At 65.4% G+C, this 25,994-nt stretch carries 28 protein-coding genes and 1 tRNA gene; 17 read left to right on the top strand and 12 right to left on the bottom strand.

Features of this window, described 5'->3' with window-relative positions:
* The first annotated feature begins 1 nt into the window (after position 1).
* The 3 genes from idsA3 (at position 2) to VI234_RS08975 (ending at position 4,057) form a co-directional block, all read left to right on the top strand.
* Positions 2 to 1,042 carry a geranylfarnesyl diphosphate synthase gene (idsA3, locus tag VI234_RS08985; RefSeq protein WP_336329788.1) on the top strand — a complete coding sequence of 347 codons (1,041 nt, stop codon included), beginning with the start codon at positions 2 to 4 and terminating at the stop codon, positions 1,040 to 1,042.
* Between the two features lie 89 nt (positions 1,043 to 1,131).
* Complete coding sequence (locus VI234_RS08980) at positions 1,132 to 2,061, top strand: ArsA family ATPase (protein WP_336329787.1); 930 nt, start codon at positions 1,132 to 1,134, stop codon at positions 2,059 to 2,061.
* Between the two features lie 256 nt (positions 2,062 to 2,317).
* Entirely contained in the window at positions 2,318 to 4,057 is a 1,740-nt protein-coding gene (locus VI234_RS08975; RefSeq protein WP_336329786.1) for a glutamate--tRNA ligase, read from the top strand.
* A gap of 8 nt (positions 4,058 to 4,065) precedes the next feature.
* On the opposite strand, the gene VI234_RS08970 is transcribed toward VI234_RS08975, so the two are convergent.
* Positions 4,066 to 6,507 (bottom strand): PAS domain S-box protein, encoded by a 2,442-nt coding sequence (locus VI234_RS08970; protein ID WP_336329785.1) that lies wholly within the window; start codon positions 6,505 to 6,507, stop codon positions 4,066 to 4,068.
* Positions 6,508 to 6,901: 394 nt separating this feature from the next.
* On the opposite strand from VI234_RS08970, the gene VI234_RS08965 reads away from it, so the two are divergent.
* The 8 genes from VI234_RS08965 to VI234_RS08930 all read left to right on the top strand — a co-directional run bounded on the left by VI234_RS08965 (position 6,902) and on the right by VI234_RS08930 (position 13,948).
* A complete protein-coding gene (locus VI234_RS08965) occupies positions 6,902 to 7,024 on the top strand; it encodes a hypothetical protein (protein WP_336329784.1) in 123 nt (40 codons plus the stop codon).
* Positions 7,025 to 7,061: 37 nt separating this feature from the next.
* The gene (locus VI234_RS08960; RefSeq protein WP_336329783.1) at positions 7,062 to 8,018 is read left to right on the top strand and encodes an alpha/beta hydrolase; all 957 of its coding nucleotides are present in this window, start codon (positions 7,062 to 7,064) and stop codon (positions 8,016 to 8,018) included.
* Between the two features lie 49 nt (positions 8,019 to 8,067).
* Positions 8,068 to 8,397 (top strand): 4Fe-4S dicluster domain-containing protein, encoded by a 330-nt coding sequence (locus VI234_RS08955; protein ID WP_004593526.1) that lies wholly within the window; start codon positions 8,068 to 8,070, stop codon positions 8,395 to 8,397.
* Positions 8,398 to 8,601: 204 nt separating this feature from the next.
* Positions 8,602 to 9,456, top strand: a complete 855-nt coding sequence (locus tag VI234_RS08950; RefSeq protein ID WP_336329782.1) for an electron transfer flavoprotein subunit beta/FixA family protein — start codon at positions 8,602 to 8,604, stop codon at positions 9,454 to 9,456.
* A 2-nt stretch (positions 9,457 to 9,458) separates the two neighbouring features.
* Complete coding sequence (locus VI234_RS08945; protein ID WP_336329781.1) at positions 9,459 to 11,123, top strand: electron transfer flavoprotein subunit alpha/FixB family protein; 1,665 nt, start codon at positions 9,459 to 9,461, stop codon at positions 11,121 to 11,123.
* A complete protein-coding gene (locus tag VI234_RS08940) occupies positions 11,116 to 12,777 on the top strand; it encodes an FAD-dependent monooxygenase (protein WP_336329780.1) in 1,662 nt (553 codons plus the stop codon). The genes VI234_RS08945 and VI234_RS08940 overlap by 8 nt, the downstream gene beginning before the upstream one ends.
* Before the next feature lie 11 nt (positions 12,778 to 12,788).
* On the top strand, positions 12,789 to 13,148 hold the full coding sequence (locus VI234_RS08935; RefSeq protein WP_336329923.1) for a hypothetical protein: 360 nt from the start codon (positions 12,789 to 12,791) through the stop codon (positions 13,146 to 13,148).
* 68 nt (positions 13,149 to 13,216) lie between these two features.
* Positions 13,217 to 13,948 (top strand): GNAT family N-acetyltransferase, encoded by a 732-nt coding sequence (locus tag VI234_RS08930; RefSeq protein ID WP_336329779.1) that lies wholly within the window; start codon positions 13,217 to 13,219, stop codon positions 13,946 to 13,948.
* Here the strand turns inward: VI234_RS08930 and VI234_RS08925 are convergent.
* From VI234_RS08925 to tmcA, 5 genes are all read right to left on the bottom strand, one after another.
* The gene (locus VI234_RS08925) at positions 13,945 to 14,925 is read right to left on the bottom strand and encodes an LLM class flavin-dependent oxidoreductase (protein WP_008310327.1); all 981 of its coding nucleotides are present in this window, start codon (positions 14,923 to 14,925) and stop codon (positions 13,945 to 13,947) included. The two genes, VI234_RS08930 and VI234_RS08925, sit on opposite strands and share 4 nt — an antisense overlap.
* Positions 14,926 to 15,001: 76 nt before the next feature.
* On the bottom strand, positions 15,002 to 16,603 hold the full coding sequence (locus VI234_RS08920; protein ID WP_008310326.1) for a class I adenylate-forming enzyme family protein: 1,602 nt from the start codon (positions 16,601 to 16,603) through the stop codon (positions 15,002 to 15,004).
* A 123-nt stretch (positions 16,604 to 16,726) separates the two neighbouring features.
* Positions 16,727 to 16,891: a hypothetical protein gene (locus VI234_RS08915; protein WP_008310325.1), complete on the bottom strand. Its 165-nt coding sequence runs from the start codon at positions 16,889 to 16,891 to the stop codon at positions 16,727 to 16,729.
* Positions 16,888 to 17,385: a DUF456 domain-containing protein gene (locus VI234_RS08910; RefSeq protein WP_008310323.1), complete on the bottom strand. Its 498-nt coding sequence runs from the start codon at positions 17,383 to 17,385 to the stop codon at positions 16,888 to 16,890. Before VI234_RS08910 ends, VI234_RS08915 begins: the two co-directional genes overlap by 4 nt.
* A complete protein-coding gene (gene tmcA / locus VI234_RS08905; RefSeq protein ID WP_336329922.1) occupies positions 17,382 to 19,709 on the bottom strand; it encodes a tRNA(Met) cytidine acetyltransferase TmcA in 2,328 nt (775 codons plus the stop codon). The genes VI234_RS08910 and tmcA overlap by 4 nt, the downstream gene beginning before the upstream one ends.
* Between tmcA and VI234_RS08900 the strand changes: the two genes are divergently transcribed.
* From VI234_RS08900 to VI234_RS08875, 6 genes are all read left to right on the top strand, one after another.
* Entirely contained in the window at positions 19,708 to 20,721 is a 1,014-nt protein-coding gene (locus VI234_RS08900) for an NAD(P)H-dependent flavin oxidoreductase (protein ID WP_336329778.1), read from the top strand. The two genes, tmcA and VI234_RS08900, sit on opposite strands and share 2 nt — an antisense overlap.
* Positions 20,722 to 20,934: 213 nt before the next feature.
* Positions 20,935 to 21,297 (top strand): 50S ribosomal protein L7Ae, encoded by a 363-nt coding sequence (gene rpl7ae, locus VI234_RS08895; RefSeq protein WP_004516765.1) that lies wholly within the window; start codon positions 20,935 to 20,937, stop codon positions 21,295 to 21,297.
* A gap of 11 nt (positions 21,298 to 21,308) precedes the next feature.
* Positions 21,309 to 21,536 carry a 30S ribosomal protein S28e gene (locus VI234_RS08890; RefSeq protein WP_004516764.1) on the top strand — a complete coding sequence of 76 codons (228 nt, stop codon included), beginning with the start codon at positions 21,309 to 21,311 and terminating at the stop codon, positions 21,534 to 21,536.
* 2 nt (positions 21,537 to 21,538) lie between these two features.
* On the top strand, positions 21,539 to 21,892 hold the full coding sequence (locus VI234_RS08885; protein ID WP_008310320.1) for a 50S ribosomal protein L24e: 354 nt from the start codon (positions 21,539 to 21,541) through the stop codon (positions 21,890 to 21,892).
* Positions 21,892 to 22,356 carry a nucleoside-diphosphate kinase gene (gene ndk, locus VI234_RS08880; protein WP_008310318.1) on the top strand — a complete coding sequence of 155 codons (465 nt, stop codon included), beginning with the start codon at positions 21,892 to 21,894 and terminating at the stop codon, positions 22,354 to 22,356. The genes VI234_RS08885 and ndk overlap by 1 nt, the downstream gene beginning before the upstream one ends.
* Before the next feature lie 66 nt (positions 22,357 to 22,422).
* A complete protein-coding gene (locus tag VI234_RS08875) occupies positions 22,423 to 22,680 on the top strand; it encodes a glutaredoxin family protein (protein ID WP_008310315.1) in 258 nt (85 codons plus the stop codon).
* On the opposite strand, the gene VI234_RS08870 is transcribed toward VI234_RS08875, so the two are convergent.
* The 6 genes from VI234_RS08870 to VI234_RS08845 form a co-directional block, all read right to left on the bottom strand.
* A complete protein-coding gene (locus VI234_RS08870) occupies positions 22,653 to 23,366 on the bottom strand; it encodes a hypothetical protein (protein WP_008310313.1) in 714 nt (237 codons plus the stop codon). The genes VI234_RS08875 and VI234_RS08870 overlap by 28 nt on opposite strands.
* Before the next feature lie 48 nt (positions 23,367 to 23,414).
* Positions 23,415 to 23,819, bottom strand: a complete 405-nt coding sequence (gene msrB / locus VI234_RS08865; RefSeq protein WP_008310311.1) for a peptide-methionine (R)-S-oxide reductase MsrB — start codon at positions 23,817 to 23,819, stop codon at positions 23,415 to 23,417.
* 35 nt (positions 23,820 to 23,854) lie between these two features.
* Positions 23,855 to 23,928: transfer RNA gene (locus VI234_RS08860), tRNA-Thr, on the bottom strand.
* 32 nt (positions 23,929 to 23,960) lie between these two features.
* Complete coding sequence (locus VI234_RS08855) at positions 23,961 to 24,428, bottom strand: GNAT family N-acetyltransferase (RefSeq protein ID WP_008310309.1); 468 nt, start codon at positions 24,426 to 24,428, stop codon at positions 23,961 to 23,963.
* Positions 24,429 to 24,514: 86 nt separating this feature from the next.
* On the bottom strand, positions 24,515 to 25,090 hold the full coding sequence (locus VI234_RS08850; protein ID WP_336329777.1) for a CBS domain-containing protein: 576 nt from the start codon (positions 25,088 to 25,090) through the stop codon (positions 24,515 to 24,517).
* A gap of 67 nt (positions 25,091 to 25,157) precedes the next feature.
* Positions 25,158 to 25,931: a GTP cyclohydrolase III gene (locus tag VI234_RS08845; RefSeq protein WP_049942942.1), complete on the bottom strand. Its 774-nt coding sequence runs from the start codon at positions 25,929 to 25,931 to the stop codon at positions 25,158 to 25,160.
* Between the last annotated feature and the right edge of the window lie 63 nt (positions 25,932 to 25,994).

Below are 25,994 nucleotides of genomic sequence, written 5' to 3'. Positions count from 1 at the left end.
GATGTCCGAACGCCATCAGCAGGTCGAAGACGCGATTGTCGCCCGACGGGACCGGGTCAACGACGCCCTTCCCGAGGACCTGCCGGTCAAGAAACCGGCCCACCTCTATGAGGCGTCGCGCTACTTGCTGGACGCTGGCGGGAAGCGACTCCGCCCGACAGTCCTGCTGCTGGTCGCGGAGTCGTTACTGGATGTCGACCCGCTGACGGCAGATTACCGCGAGTTCCCGACACTCGACGGCGGGCCGGCCGACGTGATGTCGGCCGCCCTCGCAATCGAGGTCATCCAGACGTTCACGCTCATCCACGACGACATCATGGACGACGACGCGCTCCGTCGCGGGGTGCCCGCCGTCCACAAGGAGTACGACCTCTCGACGGCGATTCTCGCCGGTGACACGCTCTACTCGAAGGCGTTCGAGTTCCTGCTCGATACGGGCGCGGCCCCAGAGCGAACCGTCGACGCGAACAAGCGACTCGCGACGACGTGTACCCGCATCTGCGAGGGCCAATCGCTCGACATCGAGTTCGAGCAACGCGATGTCGTCACGCCCGAGGAGTACTTGGAGATGGTCGAACTCAAGACCGCTGTGCTGTACGGCGCAGCCGCCTCGATTCCGGCCACGCTGCTCGGGGCCGACGCGCAGACGGTCGACGCTCTGTATAACTACGGGATCGACGTGGGCCGTGCGTTCCAGATCCAGGACGATCTGCTGGACCTGACGACGCCCTCCGAGAAACTGGGCAAGCAGCGCGGTTCCGACCTTGTCGAGAACAAGCAGACGCTTGTGACGCTCCACGCTCGCCAGCAGGGGGTCGACGTTGGCGACCTGATCGATACGGACTCCGTTGACGCCGTCTCGGAGGCCGAAATCGACGCGGCCGTCGAGCGCCTGCGAGAGGTGGGATCCATCGAGTATGCCCGCCAGACCGGGCAGGACCTCATCGCTAGCGGCAAGCAGAACCTCGAAGTCCTGCCCGACAACGAGTCGCGCTACCTGCTCGAAGGCATCGCGAACTACCTCGTCGAACGCGACTACTGAGGGCAGTTCGGCGGCCCGTTTTTCCCGCGTTTTTCGACCCTGATTGGTGCTGGTCAGCAACTAAGACATCTCAGTCCCTAGGCCGTCGTGTGACCCGATTCCTCCTCTACGGCGGCAAGGGTGGCGTCGGCAAGACGACTGTAGCCGCGGCGACCGGCCATCGGCTGGCCGAGGCGGGCCACGAGACACTCGTCGTCTCGACCGATCCCGCGCACTCGTTGGCCGACGCCGTCGAGACTGCGGTCGGCGGCGGCCCCACAGAAATCCGGGCGGGCCTGTGGGGCGTCGAGGTGGACCCACAGACCGGTATCGACCGCTACCGGTCGCTGTTCGAGGCGCTGGCGACGGAGTTCGACGACGCCGGCCTCCGCATGGACGAAGAGGAAATCGCCGAACTGTTCACCGCCGGCGTGATGCCCGGCAGCGACGAACTGGCGGCCATCGAGGGCATGGCGACCTATATCGAGAGCGACCGCTGGGACCGCGTGGTGTTCGACACCGCCCCGACCGGCCACACGCTCCGCTTGCTCGACCTGCCGTCGGTGATGGACCGCGGCGTCGCGACGGCGATGGACCTCCGGGATCAGGTCCGCCGGAAGGTCAACACCGCCCGGACAATGATGTTTGGCCCGATGGCGAGCCGACGCGACGACGGTCCGGACGACTTCACCGCGATGCGCGAGCGGATGGAGCGGGTCGGTACAGTGTTGCGAGACCCAGAGCAGACGGCGTTCCGGGTCGTCACCATTCCCGAGACGATGGCCGTCCGCGAGACGGAACGACTCGTCCAGAAGCTCCGCGAGTTCGACGTGCCGGTGACGACGCTGGTCGTCAACAAGGTCATCGAGGACCCCGGCGACTGCCAGCGCTGTCAGGGGAAGCAGGCCGTGCAGGAGGAGGCTATTGCTACACTTCGGGAGTCACTGCCCGAACTGGGCCTGTGGACGGTGCCCGACCAGTCCGGCGAGGTGACCGGCCTCGACGCGCTAGAGAAGATAGGGACGCATATTGGTGGGTAAAAACACGACAGGCAGGGACGAGCATCCGCGCGAGCGGAGCGAGCGCGGTTCACCGGAAGCGCCGGCGGCGCTTCCGGCCTTTTTCGCCCACGTTTTTCGAGTCGAGCGGGACCGAAGGTCCCGCTGACCATGCGAACGGGCGCTTCGCGCCCGTGAGCAGAGAGCCGTCCCGCAGCGAGCGAAGCGAGCGAGGAACGGCGACGCTGAAAAAGGTGGTCCGACGGCGTTTTGACCCTCCCAGTCGCAGGTCCCGGTAATGGACGACGAGCTGCGAGACCGAATCACGGAGGCGGCGGAGACAAGCGCCCTCCTGAACGCGGTCAAACACGACAGCGAGGCACAGGTCGGAGCGATCATGGGGCCACTCATGGGCGAGAACCCGGAGTTCCGCGAGTACGGCGACGAGATTCCGGGCGTCATCGCGCCGGTCGTCGAGCGGGTCAACGGGATGCGTAGTTCTGAACGCCGCGAGCGGCTGGCCGAACTTGCGCCGGATAAACTCGAAGAACTGGAGAGCGAGGACGAGGGCGAGGACCACCCGCTGCCGGACCTGCCCAACGCCGACGAGTACGACACCGTCCGGATGCGGGTCGCGCCCAACCCCAACGGCCCGTGGCACATCGGCCACGCGCGGATGGCCGCCGTCGTGGGGACGTACAAGCAACGCTACGACGGGGAGTTCATCTGCCGCTTCGACGACACCGACCCCGAGACCAAGCGGCCGGACCTGGACGCCTACGACGCGATTCTGGACGCCATCGACTACCTCGGCTTCGAGCCCGACGAGGTGGTCAACGCCAGCGACCGGGTCGAGACCTACTACGAGTACGCCCGGGAACTCATCGACAAAGGCGGGGCCTACACCTGCTCGTGCCCGCAGGGTGAGTTCTCCGACCTGAAGAACAACGGCGAGGCCTGTCCCCACCGCGAGAAGGACGCCGAGACCACGCGCTCGGAGTTCGAGGCGATGGTCGAGGGCGAGTACGACAGCGGCGAGATGGTGCTGCGGGTCCGGACCGACATCACGCACAAGAACCCCGCGCTGCGGGACTTCGTCGCCTTCCGGATGGTCGACACGCCCCACCCCCGCGAGGCGGCCGCGGAGTACCGCTGCTGGCCGATGCTCGACTTCCAGAGCGGGCTGGACGACCACCTGCTAGGCGTCACGCACATCATCCGCGGCATCGACCTGCAGGACTCCGCGAAGCGCCAGCAGTTCGTCTACGACTACTTCGACTGGGAGTACCCCGAGGTCATCCACTGGGGCCACGTTCAGGTCGACGCCTACGACGTGCCCCTCTCCACGTCGAGCATCGCCGAACGCATCGCGGACGGCGAACTGGCGGGCTGGGACGACCCGCGAGCGCCGACCGTCGCCAGCCTCGAACGGCGCGGCATTCGCGGCGAGGCCGTCGTCGACGCGATGATCGAACTCGGGACCTCCACGTCAAACGTCGATCTGGCGATGTCCTCGATCTACTCGAACAACCGCGACCTGATCGACGACGACTCGGACCGGGCGTTCTTCGTCCGGAACAGCGACGACCACGGCGGCCTCGTCGAGCGGCAGGTCGTCGGCGGGCCGGACGCCGGCGAACCGCCACTGCACCCGGACTTCGAGGAGCGTGGCCGCCGCGAGATTCCCGTGACCAGCGGTGTCGTCGTCGAGGGCGACGACCTGCCGAGCCACGGCGAGCGTATCTGGCTCAAGGGGTACGGCTGCGTGCGCCACACCCGCGACGCCTTCGAGTACACCGGCGACGACATCGACGCCGTCCGCGAGGAGGGCGTCGACGTGATTCACTGGGCACCGGCTGATGGGCCACAGGTCCGCCTCCGGACGATGGACGGTGACGTGTCAGGCGTGGCCGAACCGGGACTGCTCGATTACGACGCTGACGAGGTGGTTCAGTTCGAGCGTATCGGCTTCGCCCGCCTCGACGAGGTCGCGGACGACCCGGACACGGAGTCCGTCGCGTACTTCACCCATCCCTGAGGCCGCCGTCACGACGACTCTGCGGTCGGTTCTTCGCCCTGTGTCTCGATCTCGACGCCGCTGAACTCGAACCGGGCGCCGCCGTCCTCGCTGTCGGTAATTTTCAGTTCCCAGCCGTGGGCCTCAGCGATCGTTTCGACTATCGACAGGCCGAACCCGGTGCCGTCATCGCTCGTACTGTAGCCCGATTCGAGAACGGCGTCGCGCTGGTCCGGCGGAATCCCCGGGCCGTCGTCGGCGACGTAGAAGCCGTCCGGCGTGGCTCCGAGCGTTATGGTGACCGCCCCTGCCCCGTCGACCGCTGGCCCGGATTCGGGAGTAGCACCGTCTCTGCCGTGTTCCACGGCGTTTCGTACGAGGTTCTGGAACAGTTCGACGAGGCGGTCGGGGTCGGCCAGTACGCGCTCCGGCGGGTCCCGAATCCGGCGCTCGGCCGCGCTCGTTGGCGCGGCGTCCCACGCCCGAGCGAACGTGTCTCGGAGCGACACCGGTTCGGGGTCGCCGATGTCACGCCCCTCGCGGGCCAGCGTCAGGGTGTGGTCGATGAGCGTCTCCATCCGATTGAGGGCGTCCGTTGCGGCCGTTATCGACTCGCGTACGTCCGCCGAAGCGTCCTGTGACGCCAGTTCCAGATGGCCGCTGGCGACCTGCAAGGGGTTCCGGAGGTCGTGGCTGACGAGGCTGGCGAACTCGTCCAGCCGCTCGTTCTGGAGTTGGAGTTGTCGCTCCCGCCGCTTCTGGTCGGTGATGTCCGTGATGACGGAGACGCTGCCGACCACAGAGCCACTGAGGCCGCGAATCGGGGCCGCGGCAAGGCTCACGTCGACGCGGCTTCCGTCTTTTCGCTGGAGTTCCGTTTCGTGGCCTGCCAGACGCTCGCCTTCGAGTACCTGCGCGTGGAGTTCGGCGGTCCGCCGCCGGTTCTCGGCCGGGATAACGGGGACTGTTTCGCCCAGAACCTCGTCAGCAGACCAGCCGAACAGCTCTGTCGCGGCGGGGTTCCAGACCTCGACGACCCCGTCGGTGTCCATCGCCACAATCGCGAGCGGGGCGGCCTCGACGAGCGTCTCTAGGCGCTCGGTCGTCACTGCGAGTTCGGACTCGATTTCCTTTCGCTGTGAGATGTCACGGACGATACCGACGCGGCCGGACTCACCACCGGCCAGTTCGATGTCCGCCGCGTCGACTTCACAGGGGACCTGTTCGCCGGACGCGGTCCGGATCAGGAACTCCCCCGGCCCGTCGTCCATCGGTTCGGTTTCCATCTGTCCCAGCACCGTCTCGAAGCGTTCGCCGACGAGACTGTCCTCGACAGTACCGACCAGTTCGGCGAACGGGTCGTTGTACGTGAGGAACCGGTCGCGCTCGTCGAGGACGTAGACGGGTTCGCTGACGCCCTCGAAAATCGTCTTGTACTGCGCCAGCCGCTGTTCGCGTTGCTTTCGCTCCGTGACGTCCCGGAGGACGACGAGCCGGCCGACGAGCGCGTCGAACCGGTCGGTAAACGGCGTCACTTCGAGTTCGACGAACCGCTGCTGGCCGTCCACGGAGAGGGCGAGTTCCGACCAGTCTGACTGTCCGTCGTCGTCGACCGCGACTTTGTCCCAGGTCGGGATGACGGCGTCTACCTGCTTCCCCACGAGCGTTTCCTCGGATCCAGCGAGGAGGGTTTCGGCCGCCGGATTCGCGTGGCTGATACAGCCGTCGACGTCCAGGACGAGCGTTGCGTCGCCCATCTGCTCGACGATGGTTTCCTGGGCGGCTGGCACCGGATCGAGTGTCTTGAACGTGTAGAGGCCGGTCGTCATCGCTATTCCCGAGACTGCCCAGGCGAAAATCGTGGCGTCCTCGGGGATCTGCAGGAAGTACTGCTGGGTCAGCGCAATGGTCCAGGGAGCCAGTGCCGCGATGAGGACGGCCGTGGCCTGTGTTCGGTACAGGTGTCGCGAGCGGACGAACAACTGAACGAGAACGACTGTCCCGGCGAGCGCCGCAATCAGAATCGTCGCCATGTGGGCGACAAACACTGCTGTGAGGCCGGCCCCGGGCGTCATCATCAGCGACCCCACGGAGCCGCTGGGCGGGAGGTCGAACAGCGAGACGCCCGGAAAGGCGAACACGGCCACCAGCATCAGTGGGTCAAGCAACAGTAATCCGACGGCCCGGCGCGTCACCGCCCGGCCGAAGTCGGCGTACTGCAACGCGGCGTACAGCCAGGCGATGGCGACTGCGCCCTGCGCGATGGTCGCGACCTGTCGGGCGAGCAACTGGGTCGACAGCGTCGTCGCGGTGATGTCGACGGCGTAGCTGGCAGCACCGACTGATAGAGCGAGGTGAAACACCACCATCGGCGTCCCGCCAGGGTCCTCCCGCTTGCGCCACGCGAGCAGCGAAAACACCGCGGAAAGGCCCGTCAGGACCCACAGGGCCGTCACGAAGCGGCCGTACATCGTTCCAGTAACGATACGCCTATTCCCACTTTATCTTATCGGTAGATGGGTATTATTAGTAAAAATAGCGCTTGCCTGTAGCCGGTCCACCATTATCCGCATCATTCCTTCTAACCCGACTGAGGCCTGTACGAACGGGATCCTCGAAGTGCGCCTGCCCGTCGAGACGGGCGCAACGGCCCGCGGTAAGCAAATCGAGGTCGAAGGCTAACCGTCGGGCCGCAGGTGTACCGCCCGATAACCGAGCTTTTTCGCTTCGTTCAGAACGATGTAACTGACTGTCAATCCCTCAAGAACAGAGAGCCGGCGAGTGGGATGGCAGTCATCGGCCAGCAGGCTCCGGCGGACAGCGGGTTCTCCAGCGGTGACTTCGTTCGCCTGCAGGAACGCAGCAGTGACCAGTCGGGTATCGCGAACGTGTGGCCCAGCGGCTGTGATGGCGCTGGTTGGGGCTGCGGCGTCGGTGGCCGCCCGCGATGCCGATGCCTCGCTCGACTCCAGCGTCGAGAGCGAATAGCGTCGGGCTTATGTCCGCGACGGCCCGACTGTAGCCCGTGACAGACCGCGCCCCGGAGTCAGTGACAGTGCAGCGTGACATCCCGTTCCACGAGGGGGACGGCGAGACGCTGACGCTCGATCTGTACGACTCGCCAGCGGCCAGCGGCCCGAAACCGGTCGCCGTGCTTGTCCGCGGTGGCGCGTTCACGTCCGGCGACAAGGGCGAGTTCGCCCGGCACGCGCTTGACCTCGCTGCGGACGGCTTTCTGGTTATCGAGCCTCAGTATCGGCTCGCGCCGGAGTGGACGTTCCCGGCGGCGTTGGTCGACGTGAAAGCCGCTATCGAGTGGGCCAGAACGGAGGGCGAGAACTACGGCGCGGACACTGACCGCATCGTCGGCGTCGGCCACTCGGCGGGCGCGAATCTCGTTGTCCTGGCAGCGCTGACGGCGGATGAACCCGGGTTCGAACCCGAACTGTACCCCGGCGCGTCTTCGGCGCTGTCGGCCGCTGTCGGCTACGCCGGCGTCTACGACTTCCACGCGCTCGACAGCACCACCGACGTCCCAGCAGGCGAGGGCCATCGCGCGTATCTCGGCGGCGGACCCGATGACGAACCCGCGGCCTACGACCTCGCCTCGCCGGTCGGACAGGTGAACACCGACGCTCCGCCGACGCTGTTGCTCCACGGGACCGACGACGACGTCATCCCGCCAGCCCAGTCCGAACTACTGGCCGACGCGCTCGGGCCGATGACCGATGTCGTCCACGAGACGGTGCCGTCGGATCACGGCTTCCCCTTCCACGGGACGCACTACGATGACGTGTACGAACGGACCGTCGAGTTCATCCGGCGAGTCGGAGTCGGCGGCCCGGATACGGATGAAACGGCCGGTACAGGCGAGAAAACCGGCTTGCCCGGCGGCGACCTGCCGGGACCGGCCGACCGTATCGACGATCTCGGACCGGAGGACACTCGGGGCCCGGATCGCCGCGACGGCCCCGGATTCTGACGGTTAGGTCGAAAAGTTAAGTAGCTCGCAAAAGTGAGATAAGATACCAATGGCCATAGATCCGGAGTTCGAGGAGAACCGCGACGTTGTCGAACAGCACGACGGACACGACGTCTGGGGGCCGGTCGACGAGCCCGAGGAACTGGGCATCCACGGGACACACGTCGCCGTCGACTTCGACATCTGCATCGCCGACGGCGCGTGTCTGGAGGACTGCCCCGTTGACGTGTTCGAGTGGGTCGACACGCCGGACCACCCGGAGAGCGAAATCAAGGCCGACCCCGCCCACGAGGAGCAGTGCATCGACTGCATGCTCTGTGTCGACGTGTGTCCGGTCGACGCCATCGACGTGGACCCAGGCCGTGCCGGTCGTATCTGAACTATCGGACTGTCCTGTTTCCGCGGGATTGCAGCGTTCTACACCCCAGATATAAACGCCCTGTAGCTGTCAGCCTGTCGTCATACAGCGTGCTGCCGGATTCTACCTCACCTGAGACAGAGACGCCGACCTGTCATACAGATTTGTAAACATACATTTATTATAGATTCTTGTGTGAGATACACTCACGAGGGTCGTGATACCATGCATACAGTCGTCATGACAAAAGGCGTACCGGACTTCCGCGAGGGACAGGTATCGTTCGACGAGGATGGCCATCTCGAACGCGGGAAGACACCGACGGTGATGAACCCCAACGACAAGCACGCGCTTCGGGCGGCGTTCCAGACGAAAGTCCGCAACGGGGGGCACGTCTCGCTGATGAGCATGGGGCCACCGGGATACAAAGAGGTCTTACAGGAGGGGATGCGGGACGTGTACGCCGACGACCTGTATCTCCTCTCGGACCGTGAGATGGGGGCCGCAGATACGTGGGCCACTGCGATGACCGTCGCCACCGGCCTGCAGAAACTGGACGACCAGCCCGATCTGGTGTTTGCCGGGTTCAAGACGGCCGACGGCGAGACGGGTCACACCGGCCCACAGACCTGCTGGTGTCTGGACTGGCCGATGATTACCCACGTCGTCTCGCTCGACATCGACGAGAACGCCGGCACCGTCCGGGCCAAGCGGCTGGTCGATGGCGATATCTCCGAGATCGAGACGGTCGAAGCGCCGATGCCGTGTTTCATCGTCGCCGACCCCGAATTCGAACCGACTTACCGGAAGGCGAGCCACCGGCTGAAACACAAGGATCTCCGCGATGAGACTCAGGAACGGGCCGAGGAGTACGAGGACTATCTCACGGTCTGGGACCACGAAGACCTCAACCTCGACCCGGACTACATCGGCCTGGACGGCTCGCCGACCATCGTCTCCGGCGTCGACCCGATTCCCAAGGCTCCCTCCGAGCGGGAGGCGACGATGATCGAAGCCGACGATAGCGAGGCGCTGGAACCGGTACTGGACGAACTCACGCCGTACGCGGCAGGTGACTGACCATGCCTGACATCGACCCCACAGACCACGAGATCGCCGAGCTGGGACCGAAAATCAAAGACGTCGACGACGCTGACGAACTGCGGGCGATGCTGGAACTGGAGGAGGACGGCGAGGACCGCATGCCCGTCAAGACGCTCATCGAGGACCGCATCGAGAAGGTCGAGGCCGAAGACGACGGCGAAATCGACCCGGAAGCTGTCGACCTTTCGGACCTCACCGTCGCCGACGTGGCGAACATGGTGCGGGACATCGACGACGCCGACGTCCTCCGTGACCTGCTCGAACGCGAGAAGGCGGGTGAGGACCGCAAGACGGCGAAATCGCAGATTGAGAGCCGAATCGAATCTGTCGAAGGAACCGAGGAGGACGAGGGTGAGGAGACGGCGGAAGTCGAGTACGTCCCACCGGAAGAGAAATACCCGGACCTCGACCACCCGACCAACGACAAGCAGTGGGTCGAGGGGACCGTCGGCGCGGAGTACCGCGACATGTGGGTGTACTGCGAGACCCAGGCCGGCGAACTCGTCGACGTGTCGAAGGAGATGCTCGGGAAGGCTCGGGAGCTAATGGACACGTACAACGAGGACTACGATGAGAACGAGCGCGTCGTCGCCGTCCTCATCGGGGCCGATGCAAGTGATCACGTCGAGGACGTCATCGCCTACGGCGCGGACCTCGTCGTCTACCACGAGGACCCTCGTTTAGAACGGTTCCGCCACCAGCCCTACACCGAAATCTTCTGTGACATGGCCCGCGCTGGCGGGGAACTCGCCGCCGAGGGCCGCGAGGAGGTGGCGTGGAAGGATTACCACGAGCCGCGCTACGCTGTCTTCCCGGCGACGAACAACGGCCGGGACCTCTCGGCGCTCGTCCAGGGCGAACTCGACTCCGGGCTGGCCTCCGACTGTTCGGGGCTGTACATCGAGAGCGCGATGATCTCCAACCCCGCGAAAGTCGGCACCGCCGGTGACAAGAAGGAGTTCGAACGGGTGTTGCACATGAAGCGCCCGGACTTCTCCGGGTTCGAGTACTCGACGATTCTCTGTATCGACAAGCCCAACCGGGACTTCCACCCGCAAGGGGCGTCGGTGATTCCGGGGAGCTTCGAGATGCCCGACCCAGATTACGAGCGCGACGGCGAGGTCGTCGACTACGAGATGGACCTCGACGAGGAGTGGTTCACAGTCGAGGTCGAGGAGTACGACCGCCTCTCCGGCGGCGTCGACCTCACCGGCAACGACGTCGTCGTCGCCGTCGGCCGGGGCATCGGCGACGACCCGACACAGGGCATCGAGCAGGCGCTGGACCTCGTTGACGCCTTCGACGAGGCTGACCTGGGACTGTCCCGCGGCGTCATCACTTCGTCGTACTCCTTCGACAGCCACGTCGAGCAGTACGTCACCGAAGAGCGCCAGATCGGCGAGTCCGGGCAGGAAGTCGAACCTGACGTGTACATCGCGGCGGGCATCTCCGGCGCGATTCAGCACAAGGTCGGCTGCGACGAGTCGGACACGATAATCGCCGTCAACACTAATCCGGACGCCGACATCCGTGACTTCTCGGACTACCTCATCGAGGGGGACCTGTTCGAGGTGCTCCCGCAGTTGACCGAGGCGGTCGAAGCCGGTGAACTGGGTGCGATGATGGAGGCCAGCGATGACTGACGCCGTTGAGGAGTACGAGGCGGTCGTCGTCGGCTGCGGACCGGGCGGGGCCGCCGCGGCGGCGACGCTCGCGCGAAACGGCGTCGAGACGCTCGTGCTCGAACGCGGCGTCGACGCCGGCTCGAAGAACGTCTCGGGCGGGCTCATCTACGCCGAGGAGTCGGCCCCCTACACCATCGACGGGCTGTTCCCGGACTTCCGCGAGGAAGCGACGGAGCGGCCGGTGACGGAGAACGTCATCCACAACATCGCCGGCGACAAGGTGAAATCGTTCGACATCGGCGACCTGCACCACCACGACACGGCGTGGGCCGACGCCGTGCTCCGCCGGAAGATGGACTCGTGGCTCGCCCAGCAGGTCCACGAGCGCACCCGCGAGACCGGCGGCGGCCTGCTGACCGAGGTCCACGTCACCGGCCTGCTCCGCGAGCGGGGCGAAATCGTCGGCGTGACGACCGAGGAACTGGATCCGATCAAGGCCGACCTCGTGGTAGCCGCTGACGGCGTCAACTCCGAACTCGCCCGCGACGCCGGCCTGATGGACTGGGAGGACCCTGACGAGTGGTTCCAGGGTGTCAAGGCGGTCGTCGACATGGAGCCCGGAGTCATCAACGACCGCTTCGACGTGGCTCCCGACGACGGCGCGGCCCACCTGTTTTCGGGCGACCTGTTCGACGGCGTCCGCGGCGGTGGCTTCCTCTACACCAACGAGGATTCGCTCTCTATTGGGACCGTGTTCCACCTCGACTCAATCGCCGAGGAGCACGCCGAGCCCCACGAACTGCTCGACAGCCTGCTCACGCACCCGCTCATGGCCCAGTGGCTCGGCGGTGAGTACGACGAACGCGAGTACAGCGCGAAACTGGTCCCCGACTCGAAGAAGGCGGCCCATCCCTCGCCGCATAAGGACCGCCTCGTGCTGGTCGGCGACGCCGCCGGCCAGATGCAGGCTCAGGGCCCCATCATCAAAGGGATGAACCACGCGGTCACCGCCGGGGCGCTGGCTGCCGAGGCGTTCGCCGACGCGAGGGCGCGGAACGACCCGTCCCAGGCCGGTGAGCTGTACGAGAAGAAACTCCACGACGAGGGCGTGATGGACAAGCTCCGGCCGACCGGGTACAGGGTGTTCGGCCAGCTCGGCGAACTCGGTCCCGTCGACGACCTCTCGAACGCTATCGCCGAGTCCGCCGTCGGCCGGTTCGGGGTCCGCGCGGCAGGCGGCCTGCTCGAACGGGCCTACTCGTCGCCGCGGCTGGTGTCGATGATTCCCGACACGAAACTGCCCTACGTGACGCTGCCGACGGTCATCGCCGAGGAACTGGGCGAGCCCGTGACCGACGAGAACACCGTCTCGCCACCCGACTTGGCCGACCGCATCGGCGACCTGACCTACGACGTGGGCGACCCCCACATCGAACTGGTCGACAACTCCTTCGAGGCGTCTGGGACCGCCGTCACGGCCTGCCCGGTCAGTGCCCAGGACTTTGGCGGCGGCTGTTACCGCGACGAGACGGTCAAAACTAACGGCAGCGAGGAACACCTCGTGAGCCTCGATACCCAGCCCTGCGTCGAGTGCGGGACCTGCGCCATCGTCGCCGACACCGAGTGGGAGCACCCCGCTGGCGGGAAAGGGGTGGAGTTCAATCAGGGGTGACCTGTTCGGCGATGCGCGGCCAGTACGACGACCGAATCCGGGCGCTCTCCCGCCGGGCCGAGGAGGCCCACGAGTCGCTGGACCCCGACCCGCCGGACGAGGAGCGCGCGATGGAAATCGTTCGGGAGGGGTTCGGTCCCACAGTAGCCCTGTACTGCGAGGCCCGGACCGGCGGGTCGTGGGTCCGGTTCTCCGAAGCGGAGTTCGAGCGGCTGGAACGGACGATGAACGACTGGCTTGACTGCTACGCCACCTGCTACGGCGTGGAGTTAGCCGGCACCTACAGTGTCAGAGCGGCCGCAGAGCTGCTCGTCGATACGCACAACGCCCGCGACGTGGCGGTTCTTTTGACCGGCGTTCCGGAGCAGTAGCGACTGTCTACTGTGAATTACACGATCTTTGATAAAAGACTAAGTACTGTGTCGTGGTAGCAGATACCATGGAGCTAACAGAGCCACTGCAGTTCGACCACGAGGACCGACGGGACATCTACGAGTACGTCGAATCGCACGGGTCAGTTGAGCCACGAGCCGCACGGACGTCGCTGCAGATAGACCCGCGCCCGTTCGGCCACCACGTCGCGATACTCAAACGCGACGGCGTGCTGGCAGAAATCGACGGGGAACTCCGCATCGCGTACAACGACACCGTCGAGGAGGAGTTCGAGGCCGACGACATCGAGTTCACCATTCGGCAGGCCCGTCAGGAGGACCTGACCGGCCTCGTCGGGGCCATCCGAGCCGCTATCGGCGGCGGCGAGTACGTCGACGCGGAGACCGTCGCTGACGTGGTGGACAGCGAGGGCGTGTTGCTCCGACACAACGAACTGGAGTCGCGCATCTTCTTCGTCGCCTGCATCGACGACGACGTTGTCGGGTGGGTCCACCTCAAACACCCTGAAGTGGAGAAACTCAGCCACACCGCAGAGCTAACGCTGGGCGTGCTTGACCGCTATCGGGGCCACGGTATCGGCTCACAGTTGCTCGCCCGGGGCACCGAGTGGGCGGCGTCGAACGGCTACGAGAAGCTGTACAACTCTGTCCCATCGACGAACGAGGACGCGATCGAGTTCCTCGAAGGCCACGGCTGGGACACCGAAGCCGTCCGTGAAGACCACTACAAGTTCGGCGACGAGTACGCCGACGAGGTGATGATGGAAGTCGACCTCTAGGACTCCGTCCGACCCAGCGCCCGAATTGTCTCCCGAGCCAGGTCACCGTCGACTTGCTGTGGCACTGTCAGCAGGAGTTTGTCGATTATCTCCCTCTCCGCTATCGAATCTCTCTTTTCGCGGGCCTGAGCCGGCGTCCCGGCGATGCCGAGGTCAGCCGTCATCTCGTCAGTGACGAGCTCCGTCGCCTCCCCGCGGTCACCCGCCTGCCAGGCGTCGGCGATGCGCTCCGCCCGGTCCGGATACGTCTCCGCGACGGCCCGGCGATACCCCTCGCCGCTGCCGACGTAGTAGGCGATGTGCTGTCGGAGTTCCTCGGTCGCCCGCTCGGAGTCCTCGTGGACCACCGCCGGCACGTACGGGGCGACGGAAATCTCGCTCGGGTCGCGGTCGGCATCGCGTGCCGTCTCCGTGATGTAGTCGAACGCCGACTCCAGTTCGGAGAACGGAATCATGTGCGGCAGCCAGCCGTCGGCGAGTCTGGCGACGACTCGCCTGTTCGCCGGCCCGAGCGCGGCGTGATACACCGGCACGTCGCGGTCTAGCGGCGGAACGCCCCTGACCGACACAACCTCGCCGTCGTAGGTCACCCGTTCGTCGCTCGTCATGAGCTGTTTGACTATGTCGATGGTCTCGTGGGCGCGACGGACCGGTCGCTCGAACTCCATGCTGTGCATGTTCTCGATGGATCGGGCTGTACTCGTTCCCAGGCCCAGGACTGCCCGCCCGTCTGAGACCCTGTCGAGGGTCGTCGCTGTCATCGCCAGCACGGCCGGCGACCGCGAGAAGACGTTGAGTATCGCGCTCCCGATTTCGATGTCGTCAGTCCGGGTCGCGATGTCCGTGAGTTCGACGACGGAACTGGCACCCCACAGTTCGTTCAGCCAGACCGAGTCGTAGCCCCAGTTTTCGGCCTCGACGGCCAGGTCGATTGTGCTGTGGTCCTCGACGCGTGGCACGACGACTCCCAGATGCATGGTGTGACCGACCGCCGGAAACCTAATAAAGAATCGTGTTGGTAGCTCGCTGCCGTTCCTTTCTACCCTGGCACCCTCACTCCTGGCCAATCATCCGCTCCTGCTCCTGCCAGTACTCCTCGCGGAGTTCGTACTTCTGGATTTTCCCGGTCGCCGTTTCAGGGAGCGAGTCCCGGAAGTCGATACCTGCAGGAACCTTGTAGCTTGCGACGCGTTCCCTGAGGAACTCGAGAATATCCTGTTCGGTCGCGTCGCTGTCGGCCGTCGGGACGACAATTGCCATCGGCGTCTCGCCCCAGTCCTCGCTCGGGGCCGGAATGACCGCGGCTTTCAGGACATCGGGGTGGTCGTACAGTTCGTCTTCCAGTTCGATAGAGGAGATGTTCTCACCGCCGGAGATGATGATGTCCTTCCGGCGGTCCATGATCTGTACCATTCCGTCCTCGTCCCACGTCGCGAGGTCGCCGGTGTGGAAGTACCCTTCGACGCGGTCGTTGAATGCCTCCTCGGTGATCTCGGGCTTGTTGAGATAGCGGTCCATCACCTGGTTGCCCTGCACCACGATCTCGCCGATGGTCGTCCCGTCGCGTGGCACGTCGTTCCCGTCCTCGTCGACGACCCTGATATCGGTACACAGCACCTGGGACCCCTGCGTGACCTTGAGTTCCCGGCCCCGCTCGGCGATGCGCCGCGGGGAGTTGCTGGTCGTGATGATCGGGGCCGTCTCGGTCAGGCCGTAGATGTGGATGATGCGCCAGCCGAACTCGTCTTCGACGCGTTCGATGGTCGCCGTCGCCGGGGCACTGCCGGCCGTCGCGATCCGTACCTCGCGGTCACCCTGTGTCACGACGTCGCCATCGTGAGCCCGGTAGTGCTGGATGAGTTTGTTCAGCACCGTCGGCGCGCCGCACATGAACGACACGTCGTACTCTCGCACTCGCCGGAAGGTGTCCGCGGCGTCGAAGGTCCGCTGACAGACGTGAGTGCCGCCGGTCCCGGTGATGGCGTAGGTGTGGCCCCAGCCGTTGCAGTGGAACATCGGGAGCGTCCAGAGGTACGTGTCGTCGTCCCGTATCTCCATGTGCTGATTGAGCACCAGCGCGTGCCAGCTCTCTGTCCGATGGGTTCTGACCACGCCCTTCGGGTCCCCTGTCGTGCCGGACGTGTAGTTGATGCTGGCGTCGTCGTCCTCGGCCATGTCCGGCCGGTCCGGTTCGGCTGTCGGCTGCCCGTCGAGGATACCGCTGTAGGCTTCCCATTCCCCGTCAATACGGTCGGGCTCGTACCCGATGAACGTCTCCGCAGGAATGTCGTCCCGTACCGGCTGGACCTTCTCCGCGAAGTCGTAGTCGGCGATTACCGTCGCCGCTTCACAATCGTTCAGAATATACTCGATTTTCGCGGGGTCGAGCCGGTAGTTCAGCGGGACGAACACGGCACCGAGTTTGTTCGTCGCGTACAGCGTCTCGATGAAGTAGTGTGTGTTCGGCGCGAGGACGGCCACGCGACTCCCCTTCGAGACGCCCCGGTCCGACAGCGCGTGGGCCAACCGGTTGACCCGCTCGTTTACCTCGGCGTACGTGTACTCGGTGCCGTCGTGGGCGACGATACCGGTCACGTCGTCGTAGATGTCCGCTGCACGGTCGATGAAGTCGGTGGTGAGCATCTCGCGTTTCATGATAACACGCCTCACTTGTCGTATTCAATCCCAATTATTATTATATTTTCTTCGTGAACGGTTGACAGCCACCCGAACCGATACCTTCGTGTGAACTAATCTGTCTATCGGGAGAACAACAGCCTACGGCCACTCGTCCTCGTGGCCGTCCATCGGCGCGGGGACGACGCCGTCCTTCTGCGCCCAGACGCGAGCGTGGTTCGGACACACTTCGCGGTTCGCGTCCCAGGGGATGTGGAGTTCGACTGCGGCCTCGTTCCCGCAGTCGTCCTCGGCACACCGAGTCATAGGAGCGCGACGGCGACCATAGTGACCAGTATCGACGCCGTCAGCAGGGCCTGGACGATGCCCGAGGCGAGCATGCCGACGGTCGTCACCAGGGCGGCCTTCGCGCTCCCGCGAGCGTCCTCCTGCCGGTAGAACTCGACGACGAACACCGTGCCGGCGACGCCCAACAGGATGCCGAGTGGGCCGGTGACGAAAAAGAGGACGAGCGCCACGACGCCAGCCAAGGCCGCCGTCCAGTTCGACGCCCCGCCGACGCGTGCGGCGACGGCCCCGCCCGCAATGTCGACGGCCCACGTCAGCAGGCCGACCAGCGTCAACAGGGCCAGTACGATCGTTCCGGGCTCGGTCATGCCGCTGGCGACCCAGTAGAGATAGACGCCGGCGAGCGAGACGAGTGCGCCGGGGACCTGCGGTGTGAGGCTACCGATGACACCGCCGACCAGCAGGGCGAACGCGAGCACGAACAGCAGCGTTTCGAGGCCGAGCAGGCTCATTGGTGTCTGTCGAGTTCCTCCTGTACCCAATCGTCGCCGTACAGACGCGTCAATCTTTCGACTATTCCGCCCAGCGTTCGCATACACTCCCGCTCAGAGACGAAATCCAGTTCCGTGGCAACAGTCGGCCACGGATGCGCTTGCAGGACTTTTCGGACAAGCAGGCGTTCCTCTCGCGGTGACAGCGCGGTCCGCTCCGCCGCGTCCGAGAGGTGTCGACGGGTGAGTTCACGGAACGGCTTCGGGTTCGTGTCGAGAACCGACGCGCCGCCGGGGACGCCCGCGACCAGTCGCCACTCCCATTCGGAGAGCGAGAGCGTCGGCTCCACGTCGGTCGCCTCGATGACGGCCCGGACCACGTCTGGGTCGCAGTCGTCGAGCGAGTCTGACAGCACCGCCGCGATGCGGTCCTGAAACCATCCACCGTGTCGGGTCGAGAGCGCCGCCCCGTCGTCGGAACAGGGGTCCAGCATCACGACGGAGTACTCGCCGCTGGTCGCGTTTCGCGAGGTGGCGAGGTGCACGGTACTGTAACCGTTGTCCGCCCAGAAGCGGACGAGTTCCGGCGTCGCACCGTAGCTGACCCCAAGCCAGTCCACTTGGTCGGCGAACTCCGTCTCGATTTCCGAGAGGAGTTCGGAGCCGAGCCCGCGGGACCGGGCCGCGGCGTGGGTCGCGATGCGGAGGACCCGCTGGCCGACCGGAATCCCGGCGGCCTCGTCCCGGAGCTGCGTCGACAGCACGTCCGGAAGCATGTTCCCGCGGACCCGCCCTCCCTCGTACATCGTGGCTCGCGTGTCCGCCGAGAGCCTGCCCTCCTGAGCCAGCAACGCGACCGCGACGACGTGGCCCTCGTGGGTCAGTGCCCGGACAGTGAGATTGGGTGCGTCGAGCAGTCGAGCCAGATCCGAGGGTTCCGTCCGGTAGTGGGCCAGCACGAGTAGGCCGAAGGTCTCCCGGAGCAGGTGTTCGTCGGCGAGCAGGTCAGCCGTCGAGAGCCGGCGATACTGTACGCTCTCCGGCGTCGCTTCGGTGATGAGCTGGTCGACCGGCGGGCGCGCGTCCAGCAACAGCGCCCGGAACGCCCACACCTCCACGGGGTCGGCGTCGCCGTACCGGATCGGCGTCGTCATCGACACGTCGGTGACCGTGTGGTCGCTTTCCGCCAGGCGGTCCCGGAACCGCACCGAGAAGCCCCGGCCCGCCCCCTCGTACCCGTGGACGGTCGTGGTAAAGGCGACCGCCGGGGCGTCGAGGAACTGTTCGAGTCGCCGGACTGGCAGGGCCGCGGCCTCGTCGACGATGACCACGTCAGGATCGTCCGGTAACGCCGCGGCCTCGTCGGGGGACGAGTACCGCACCCGGCCCGCCCCCGAAACGTCGAGCCGCTGAGGATTCGACACCTGGTCGCGCGCGAAATCGATACCGAGCGTCTCTAGCAGGTGTGCCGCCCGCGCGAACACCTCGCCGGCACTCCGGTACTGCGGTGCGGTCACCAGCACGTCCCTGCCCGCCGCGGCGAGATTGCCGGCGGCCAGCCCGGCGGCGCTGGACTTTCCCCGGCCCCGGTCGGCTTCGACAACGACCGCCGCGCCGTCGCCCTGCAGGGCCTCGAACGCTTGGACCGCGTCCTGCTGGTCGTCGGTGAGACACTGGGCGTAGGTCTCGGAGCGGAACCGCGCGTCGGCTGGCAGTTCCGGGTCTGGAACCGGGTGACTCGGCGGCGGATTCGTCAGACCATCCTGCTCGACAGTGCCCGTGTCGGCGTCGACGATGGCGATACCCCGGTGTGCCCGGAGCGTCTCGACGAACCGACGGCGGAAGTGGCCGGTCACGTCCTCGACGCCGAACGGCGGGACCGCGAGCGAGGCGTCGAACCCGTCCCGCTCCTCGGGCCATCGGTCCAGCGGCGGCGCGAGAATAACGTAGAGGCCGCCGCCGTCGACTGCACCGACGGTCCGCCCGACCGCGTCCGGCCGCAGTTCCTCGTGCGCATCGACGACGACGGCCGTCCGGGTCCGCCCGAGGAGTTCCTCGGCGCGGGACTGCTCGTGGTGTTCACAGTCGAGGAACGACTCCGGCCCGACGACGGTCGTCTCAGCGCTGGGGATATCCGCAGCGTCGAGGGCTGCCCTCGCTCGCGCCCGGGTTCGGTCGGGGTCGCCCGCCAGCACGAGCAGTCGCCGCTCGTTTGCGCGGCGGGCCTCGGCTCGGAGCGAGCGCGCGATGTCCATACCGGTGGTGGCGGACGAGTCAGTATGGACCTGACGGTCACGGCGCCATCGAGGTACGCTTTTCACCGGACCGGACACAGTGGCCGGTATGGCACCCCTCCAGACCCCGCTCTGTGCCAAAATCGGTATCGACCACCCAGTTGTGCAGGCACCGGTCGGAAGCGTCTCCACGCCGGCCCTGGCCGCGGCGGTCGCGGACGCGGGTGGCCTCGGGATGCTGGCGATGTCGTGGCGCGATGCCGACGCGATTCGTGATGCATACACGGAAGCCGCAACCGCGACAGACGGCGTGATCGGCGTCAACGTCGTCCTCGACGAATCGACGGGCGTGCTCTCGCCGTCGGCGTGTCTCGATGCGTGTCTGGACGCGGGCACGTCGGTTGTCTCCTTCTCCTTTGGCGACGCCGAACCGTACATCGACCGGGTCCACGAGGCCGGTGGGACGGCGATGGTAACGGTCGGAAGTGCCGCCGAGGCCGAGGCTGCCGCCGACGCCGGAGCGGATGTCGTGGTCGCCCAGGGCCGGGAAGCCGGCGGCCACATCCAGAGCGACGTGACGACGATGGCACTGCTCCCGCGGGTGGCTGACGCGGTTCCAGTGCCAGTCGTCGCAGCCGGCGGTCTCGGCGACGGTCGCGGCCTCGCAGCGGCGTTGACGCTTGGCGCCGACGGCGGCTGGTTCGGGACTCGGTTCGTGGCGACCGAGGAATCGGGCGCTCACGAAACATACCGGGAACGCATCGTTGATGCGCCCGAGACGGCGACGCGGTTCACCGAACTGTTCGACCGGGGCTGGCCGGACCAGCCACATCGGGTCCTCGAAACCGACGAAGTCAGACAGCAGCCCGGTGCCGATTCAGATGGGGAAACCGGCGGCAGCGATTCCGAACAGGTCGCACGGATGCCCGACGGCGATCCGATCAGTCGGCTTGCTGATATGCCTCCGCTTGCGGACATGACCGGCGACGTCGAAGCCCTGCCCCACTACGCTGGCCAGAGCGCCGGGCTCGCACAGGACGTTCGGCCCGCCGGCGAGGTGGTTGCCCGTCTCGTCTCCGACGCGAGGGCTGCGCTGGCCGATGCGTCGGCGGCCGCGGAATAGACAGACCACCCGACAGCACCCGTGTGCCGGCCTGGCACGCGATTTCGGCTTCGAAAGCGCTTTTAGGGCCGGTGGCACAGAATGGGGTACAGCCTGCGCCGAGTTGATGATGCTCCCAGCCTTTTCAGGATACACACCATCACGGTGTGACGGGCCTCGCGGCCCGGACACGGCGGGGGAGCCTGAGCTCGCGCGCAGGAGGTGAACATACAAATGCCAGTATACGTAGATTTCGACGTTCCCGCGGACCTCGAAGACGACGCCCTTGAGGCGCTCGAGGTCGCCCGGGACACAGGCGCGGTAAAGAAGGGTACAAACGAAACGACAAAAGCCATCGAGCGCGGCTCCGCTGAGCTCGTCTTCGTCGCCGAAGACGTCCAGCCCGAGGAAATCGTCATGCACATTCCGGAGCTTGCCGACGAGAAGGGCGTTCCCTTCATCTTCGTCGAGCAGCAGGACGACCTCGGTCACGCCGCCGGGCTCGAAGTCGGCTCGGCCGCCGCAGCCGTCACCGACGCCGGTGAGGCTGACGCCGATGTCGAGGACATCGCCGACAAGGTCGAGGAGCTTCGGTGAGGTGACCTCGGATGAGCGCTGAGGAATCCGAAAGCAGCGGTTCCACGCCCGCCGAGGTTATCGAAGTCGTGGGCCGGACGGGGATGCACGGCGAGGCCATGCAGGTCAAGTGCCGCATCCGCGAAGGCGAGAACCAGGGGCGCATCATCACGCGCAACGTTCTCGGCCCGGTCCGCGAAGGTGACGTGCTCCAGCTCCGCGAGACGGCTCGCGAGGCCGACACCATCGGAGGGCAGTAACCATGCCCCGGACACGCGAATGTGACTACTGCGGCACGGACATCGAACCCGGCACGGGGACGATGTTCGTCCACAAGGACGGTGCGACCACGCACTTCTGTTCCTCGAAGTGCGAGAACAACGCCGACCTGGGCCGCGAGGCCCGCAACCTCGAATGGACCGACACCGCCCGCGGCGAGGCCGGTGAGGTCGAGGAAGCGGTCGAGGACGAAGCCGAAGAGGCGGACGCAGAACCGGCAGCTGACGCTGACGAGGCCGAAGCAGACGCCGAGGAAGCGGCTGCGGACGAGGCCGACGCCGACGAGGACGCTGACGAAGACGTCGAGGACGAAGAAGCCGAGGAGGCCGAGGCCTGATGTCCGAACACGAGCGTACGTTCGTGATGGTCAAGCCTGACGGCGTCCAGCGCGGTCTCATCGGGGACATCGTCTCCCGCTTCGAGGACCGCGGCCTGAAGATGGTCGGTGGCAAGTTCATGCAGATCGACCAGGAGCTCGCCGAGGAGCACTACGGCGAGCACGAGGACAAGCCGTTCTTCGACGGACTCGTCGACTTCATCACCTCCGGACCCGTATTTGCGATGGTCTGGGAGGGCCAGGACGCGACCCGGCAGGTCCGCACCATGATGGGCGAGACCGACCCCGCCGAATCGGCTCCCGGCACCATCCGCGGTGACTACGGGCTCGACCTCGGTCGGAACGTCATCCACGGCTCCGACCACGAGGACGAGGGCGCAAACGAGCGCGAAATCGAGCTGTTCTTCGACGAGGACGAACTCGTCGACTGGGACCAGATCGACGCGCCCTGGCTGTACGAGTAACGCCAGATCGGCTGTCGCGTTTTTTCGAGCACAACCACCTTGAGGGCGGCGTCCGTACCGCTCAGTATGAGCCTGACGCTCTACCAGCTCGACGGCTGTCCGTACTGCGAGAAAGTCGCCGACCGACTGGACGAACTCGGGATCGACTACGACAGCGTCTGGGTCGAGGCGCTGCACTCAGAACGTGACGAAGTGAAGCGGGTCTCCGGCCAGCGGGGCGTCCCGGTGCTGGTCGACGACGACCGCGGCGTCACGATGGCAGAGTCCGAGCGCATCCTCGAATTTATCGAGACGACCTACGCGCCCGAAGCCCAGTCGGTGTAGAGGTAGCGGGCGGCCGCGCCGAGGCTCGCAAATAGCAATGGGAGGAAGAACATCAGAATCAGGAGCCACAGCACCGCTGGTGCGGCCTGTCCCTCGCCCCCGCCGTCGAACATAACTGTCCGGACGAACACGAAGCTCCCGATAAACCCAGTGACGACGTAGCCAAATCCGATGCCGGTTCCGACGAGCGCTGCCTCTTCGAGCAGGCTGTCTGACCGGGAATCGCCGCGGTAGCGTTCGAACAGTGCGCCGACGGTGAGCAGCGAGACGATAGGTATCAGGAAATAGACGATAGGGGGGATGCTCGCGTTCTCAACACCGTACAGGACGTTCCGCGCGGCCGAGCCGTACACCTCGGCACCTGTCGCAGTCACCAGTGTCGGCACATGATGGGCGTTGTACAGCACGAACCCGTACTGGACCAGCCGGTCCGACAGCTCCTGCAGGCCGACCTCCGGCGGGCCGACGAGAAACAGCAGCGTGACGAGCAGATACTCGACAGCCAGCGTCCCGGCGGCGACGCCGGCAGCCCGGAGCCACGGAAACGTTCGGAGGCTCTCGGCTAGCAGGTGACTCTCCGGCTGTGGCTGCTCGGCAGTGGCGGTCGGTGGCTCGTCCACCAGCGACTCGTCGACCGGTACCCCGGCCCCCTCGCCGTCCGCCTCGTCGGTCCCGTGTTCAGTCACGTCTAGCCGTATCAACTTCAATGACGGAAAAAAGGGTTCCGGTGGTCGCTACTCCGACTCGAAGTCGAGCGCCGCGCCGTTGATGCAGTACCGCTTCCCGCTCGGCTCCGGTCCGTCGTCGAATACGTGGCCCAGATGACCGCCACACTCGGCACAGACGACTTCCGTTCGCTCCATCCCGTGGCTGTTGTCTGCCTGTGTCTCGACGTTGCCTTCCTGATACACGTCCCAGAAGCTCGGCCAGCCGGTCTCCGATTCGAACTTCCTGTCGCTATCGAACAGTTCCGTCCCACAGCCGGCACAGGTGAACACGCCCTCGTCTTCTACGTCGATGAGGTCGCTGCTGAACCGCGGCTCTGTTCCGGACTCGCGGAGGATTCGGTACTCCTCGTCGGAGAGAATTTCGCGCCACTCTTCGTCGTTGTCCGGGAGTTCTCCTTTGGATTCACTCATGGGCTACCGTACGCTTTCCAGTGGTAAAAACCTAAAGCCAGGGGTGGGATTTGAACCCACGAACTCTCGATTACAAGTCGAGTGCTTGGACCACCCAAGCTCCCCTGGCGCGGTTGTATACCTGCGTTGTGTGGGGACCGTTTAGAGAGTATCGTTTTCGGTCGGCTTTTCGAGCTCGATTCGGTGTGGTGCGTAGCCGTGTGCTCGGTAGAACTGTCGGGCGGATTCGTTGTCCGCCATCACCTCCAGCGCGAGGATCTCCGCACCGGCCTCGCGAAGTAGCTCCTCCGCCGTATCGAGCAGTTCGCTACCGACTCCCTGACTCCTGTGGACCGGTTCCACGAAGATGTTCTCGATGATACCCCGCGTCTCGTCTTGTTCGTACCGGCCGCTGTCGATGGTCACCATGACGAACCCGACGATCTGCCGGTTTATACGGGCGATACGGACGTTCTCGGCGACAACGCGCTGTACGACAGTCTCCCGGACCGCGGTCCGGTTCCGGTCCCCGAACAGATGTGAGCCGTGGGTACGTTGGCTCTCCGCCAGTCGGACCCACAGGTCGACGATGGTGTCCACGTCGTCCATCGAGGCGGTGGCGATTTCCACGGTGCTACTCCGTGTCGTACGGTCAAAACAGTTCGGCTACGCCGCCGTATCCGTCCGCTGTGAGAGGTGGGACCGGCTGGCGTGGGTCAGACGTCACGACAGTCCGCACAGAGGAGTTGCCCGTTGAACGACGCCAGGTCCCGTGTAAACGTGCTACAGGCGGAACAGATGCCCTGATTATCGAACGAATCCTCGGCGGCGGACTGCATCCCGTCGGTGGTGGCTTCCTGCCCGGTCGTCGCAACCGTCGAGGGTTGCTCGGCGACCTCCGTCGACTCGCTCTCTAACCTCGCAGTCGAGAGGATGTCGTGCTCGGTCAGCGTTCCGAGAGGCTCTCCGTCGGCCGTTACCAGGAGAAATTCGGCGGACCGTGTCGCCATTCGGTCCCGGGCCGCCGGGAGTCCAGCATCGGGTCCGATTGTCGGAATGGATTCACGCATCACGTCGCCGACGGTGGCAGTCCCCGGGTCGCCGCCGTCGACGATGTACGCCAGCACGTCCCTGTCCGTCGCGACGCCGACCGGTTCGTTCCCCCGTAACACGAGAATCGGATGCTGGTCCTCTCGGATCAGCAACTCCGTCGTTTCGAGGAGGTCGTCGGACTCGCTTGCGCCGACGTACTCTCTGTTCATAACCTCCCGCACAGTGACCTCACCGTTCATGTGCCTAAGTACCACACGACCGGTCTAAAAGATACCTCCACTACGTTTATATCGCGTGGTTCACAACTTACTCGGTTGTCTCGGTTTCGATGCTAACGGCCTCGCCAGTCGCCCGACAGGTCTCTAACGCGTGCTTGGCGTCCATCCCGGCCGTAGCTGCCGTCCGCCCGCGTCCGACACCGACTTTCAACTCTACGTCGACCGCGTCACGGACGTGGTTGATTGCATCGTGGTAGTCTGCCTCGTCCAGGTCCGGACAGACCGCGATGACGTTGTCACCGCCGACGAAAAACGACAACGAGTCGTGGGCTTCGCGCATATACTTCATGAGCGCCGCGTACCCCTGCTCAATCTGGATGAACGTGTCGAACTCGTTGAGCTGGTCGGTGTACTTCTCGGTGGCGTCGTCGACATCGAAATGCGCGAGTTGCACGTCTGTGGGCTTCCGGAACTCCTCGCCGATCGTCTGGCCGCGTAGCACTTCTCGCCGGCCCTTGTCCTGTGCGCTACCGGCCTCCTGTAGCTGCTCTGTCGCCGTTCCCAGCGCCGAGACGGGTGTCGTTCCCGTCGCGACCGAGAGGCTCATCGTCACCGGGTAGCGATTGCCGACGGACTCCTGAATGAGTGCGTGTGCCGCCTCGTCCAGTCCGTTCGTCACGGCGATCATGTTGTCGAACCGCGAGAAGAAGATGTAGCCGTCGCGGTTCCCGAACAACTGTGCGAGGTCAGCGTACAACCGGGACTGGAGCGTCTGCAAGTCGACTTCACGGCGGGGCTCAGGTGTCACAGTCCACGGCCCGTAGTTATCAATCTGTATATGGGTGATCTGGGTGTTGGTCACTGTCCATCGTTCGTTTAGAAGCAACGGGTATTGCTCTGTCGAAATTAACCGGCAGAGTGGACT

Origin of the sequence: Haloarcula sp. CGMCC 1.2071, assembly GCF_037078445.1 — an archaeon.
In the GTDB taxonomy this organism is placed as follows: Archaea; Halobacteriota; Halobacteria; order Halobacteriales; family Haloarculaceae; genus Haloarcula; species Haloarcula amylolytica.
The sequence above is the reverse complement of the archived record's forward strand: the minus strand, read 5'-3'. Positions and strand labels throughout refer to the sequence as shown.

Coding starts and splice junctions, on each gene's coding strand:
- idsA3 (WP_336329788.1), top strand. CDS start 2: ATGTCCGAACGCCATCAGCAGGTCGAAGACGCGATTGTCGCCCGACGG.
- VI234_RS08975 (WP_336329786.1), top strand. CDS start 2,318: ATGGACGACGAGCTGCGAGACCGAATCACGGAGGCGGCGGAGACAAGC.
- VI234_RS08970 (WP_336329785.1), bottom strand. CDS start 6,507: ATGTACGGCCGCTTCGTGACGGCCCTGTGGGTCCTGACGGGCCTTTCC.
- VI234_RS08955 (WP_004593526.1), top strand. CDS start 8,068: ATGGCCATAGATCCGGAGTTCGAGGAGAACCGCGACGTTGTCGAACAG.
- VI234_RS08950 (WP_336329782.1), top strand. CDS start 8,602: ATGCATACAGTCGTCATGACAAAAGGCGTACCGGACTTCCGCGAGGGA.
- VI234_RS08945 (WP_336329781.1), top strand. CDS start 9,459: ATGCCTGACATCGACCCCACAGACCACGAGATCGCCGAGCTGGGACCG.
- VI234_RS08940 (WP_336329780.1), top strand. CDS start 11,116: ATGACTGACGCCGTTGAGGAGTACGAGGCGGTCGTCGTCGGCTGCGGA.
- VI234_RS08935 (WP_336329923.1), top strand. CDS start 12,789: ATGCGCGGCCAGTACGACGACCGAATCCGGGCGCTCTCCCGCCGGGCC.
- VI234_RS08930 (WP_336329779.1), top strand. CDS start 13,217: ATGGAGCTAACAGAGCCACTGCAGTTCGACCACGAGGACCGACGGGAC.
- VI234_RS08925 (WP_008310327.1), bottom strand. CDS start 14,925: ATGCATCTGGGAGTCGTCGTGCCACGCGTCGAGGACCACAGCACAATC.
- VI234_RS08920 (WP_008310326.1), bottom strand. CDS start 16,603: ATGAAACGCGAGATGCTCACCACCGACTTCATCGACCGTGCAGCGGAC.
- VI234_RS08915 (WP_008310325.1), bottom strand. CDS start 16,891: ATGACTCGGTGTGCCGAGGACGACTGCGGGAACGAGGCCGCAGTCGAA.
- VI234_RS08910 (WP_008310323.1), bottom strand. CDS start 17,385: ATGAGCCTGCTCGGCCTCGAAACGCTGCTGTTCGTGCTCGCGTTCGCC.
- VI234_RS08900 (WP_336329778.1), top strand. CDS start 19,708: ATGGCACCCCTCCAGACCCCGCTCTGTGCCAAAATCGGTATCGACCAC.
- rpl7ae (WP_004516765.1), top strand. CDS start 20,935: ATGCCAGTATACGTAGATTTCGACGTTCCCGCGGACCTCGAAGACGAC.
- VI234_RS08890 (WP_004516764.1), top strand. CDS start 21,309: ATGAGCGCTGAGGAATCCGAAAGCAGCGGTTCCACGCCCGCCGAGGTT.
- VI234_RS08885 (WP_008310320.1), top strand. CDS start 21,539: ATGCCCCGGACACGCGAATGTGACTACTGCGGCACGGACATCGAACCC.
- ndk (WP_008310318.1), top strand. CDS start 21,892: ATGTCCGAACACGAGCGTACGTTCGTGATGGTCAAGCCTGACGGCGTC.
- VI234_RS08875 (WP_008310315.1), top strand. CDS start 22,423: ATGAGCCTGACGCTCTACCAGCTCGACGGCTGTCCGTACTGCGAGAAA.
- msrB (WP_008310311.1), bottom strand. CDS start 23,819: ATGAGTGAATCCAAAGGAGAACTCCCGGACAACGACGAAGAGTGGCGC.
- VI234_RS08850 (WP_336329777.1), bottom strand. CDS start 25,090: ATGAACGGTGAGGTCACTGTGCGGGAGGTTATGAACAGAGAGTACGTC.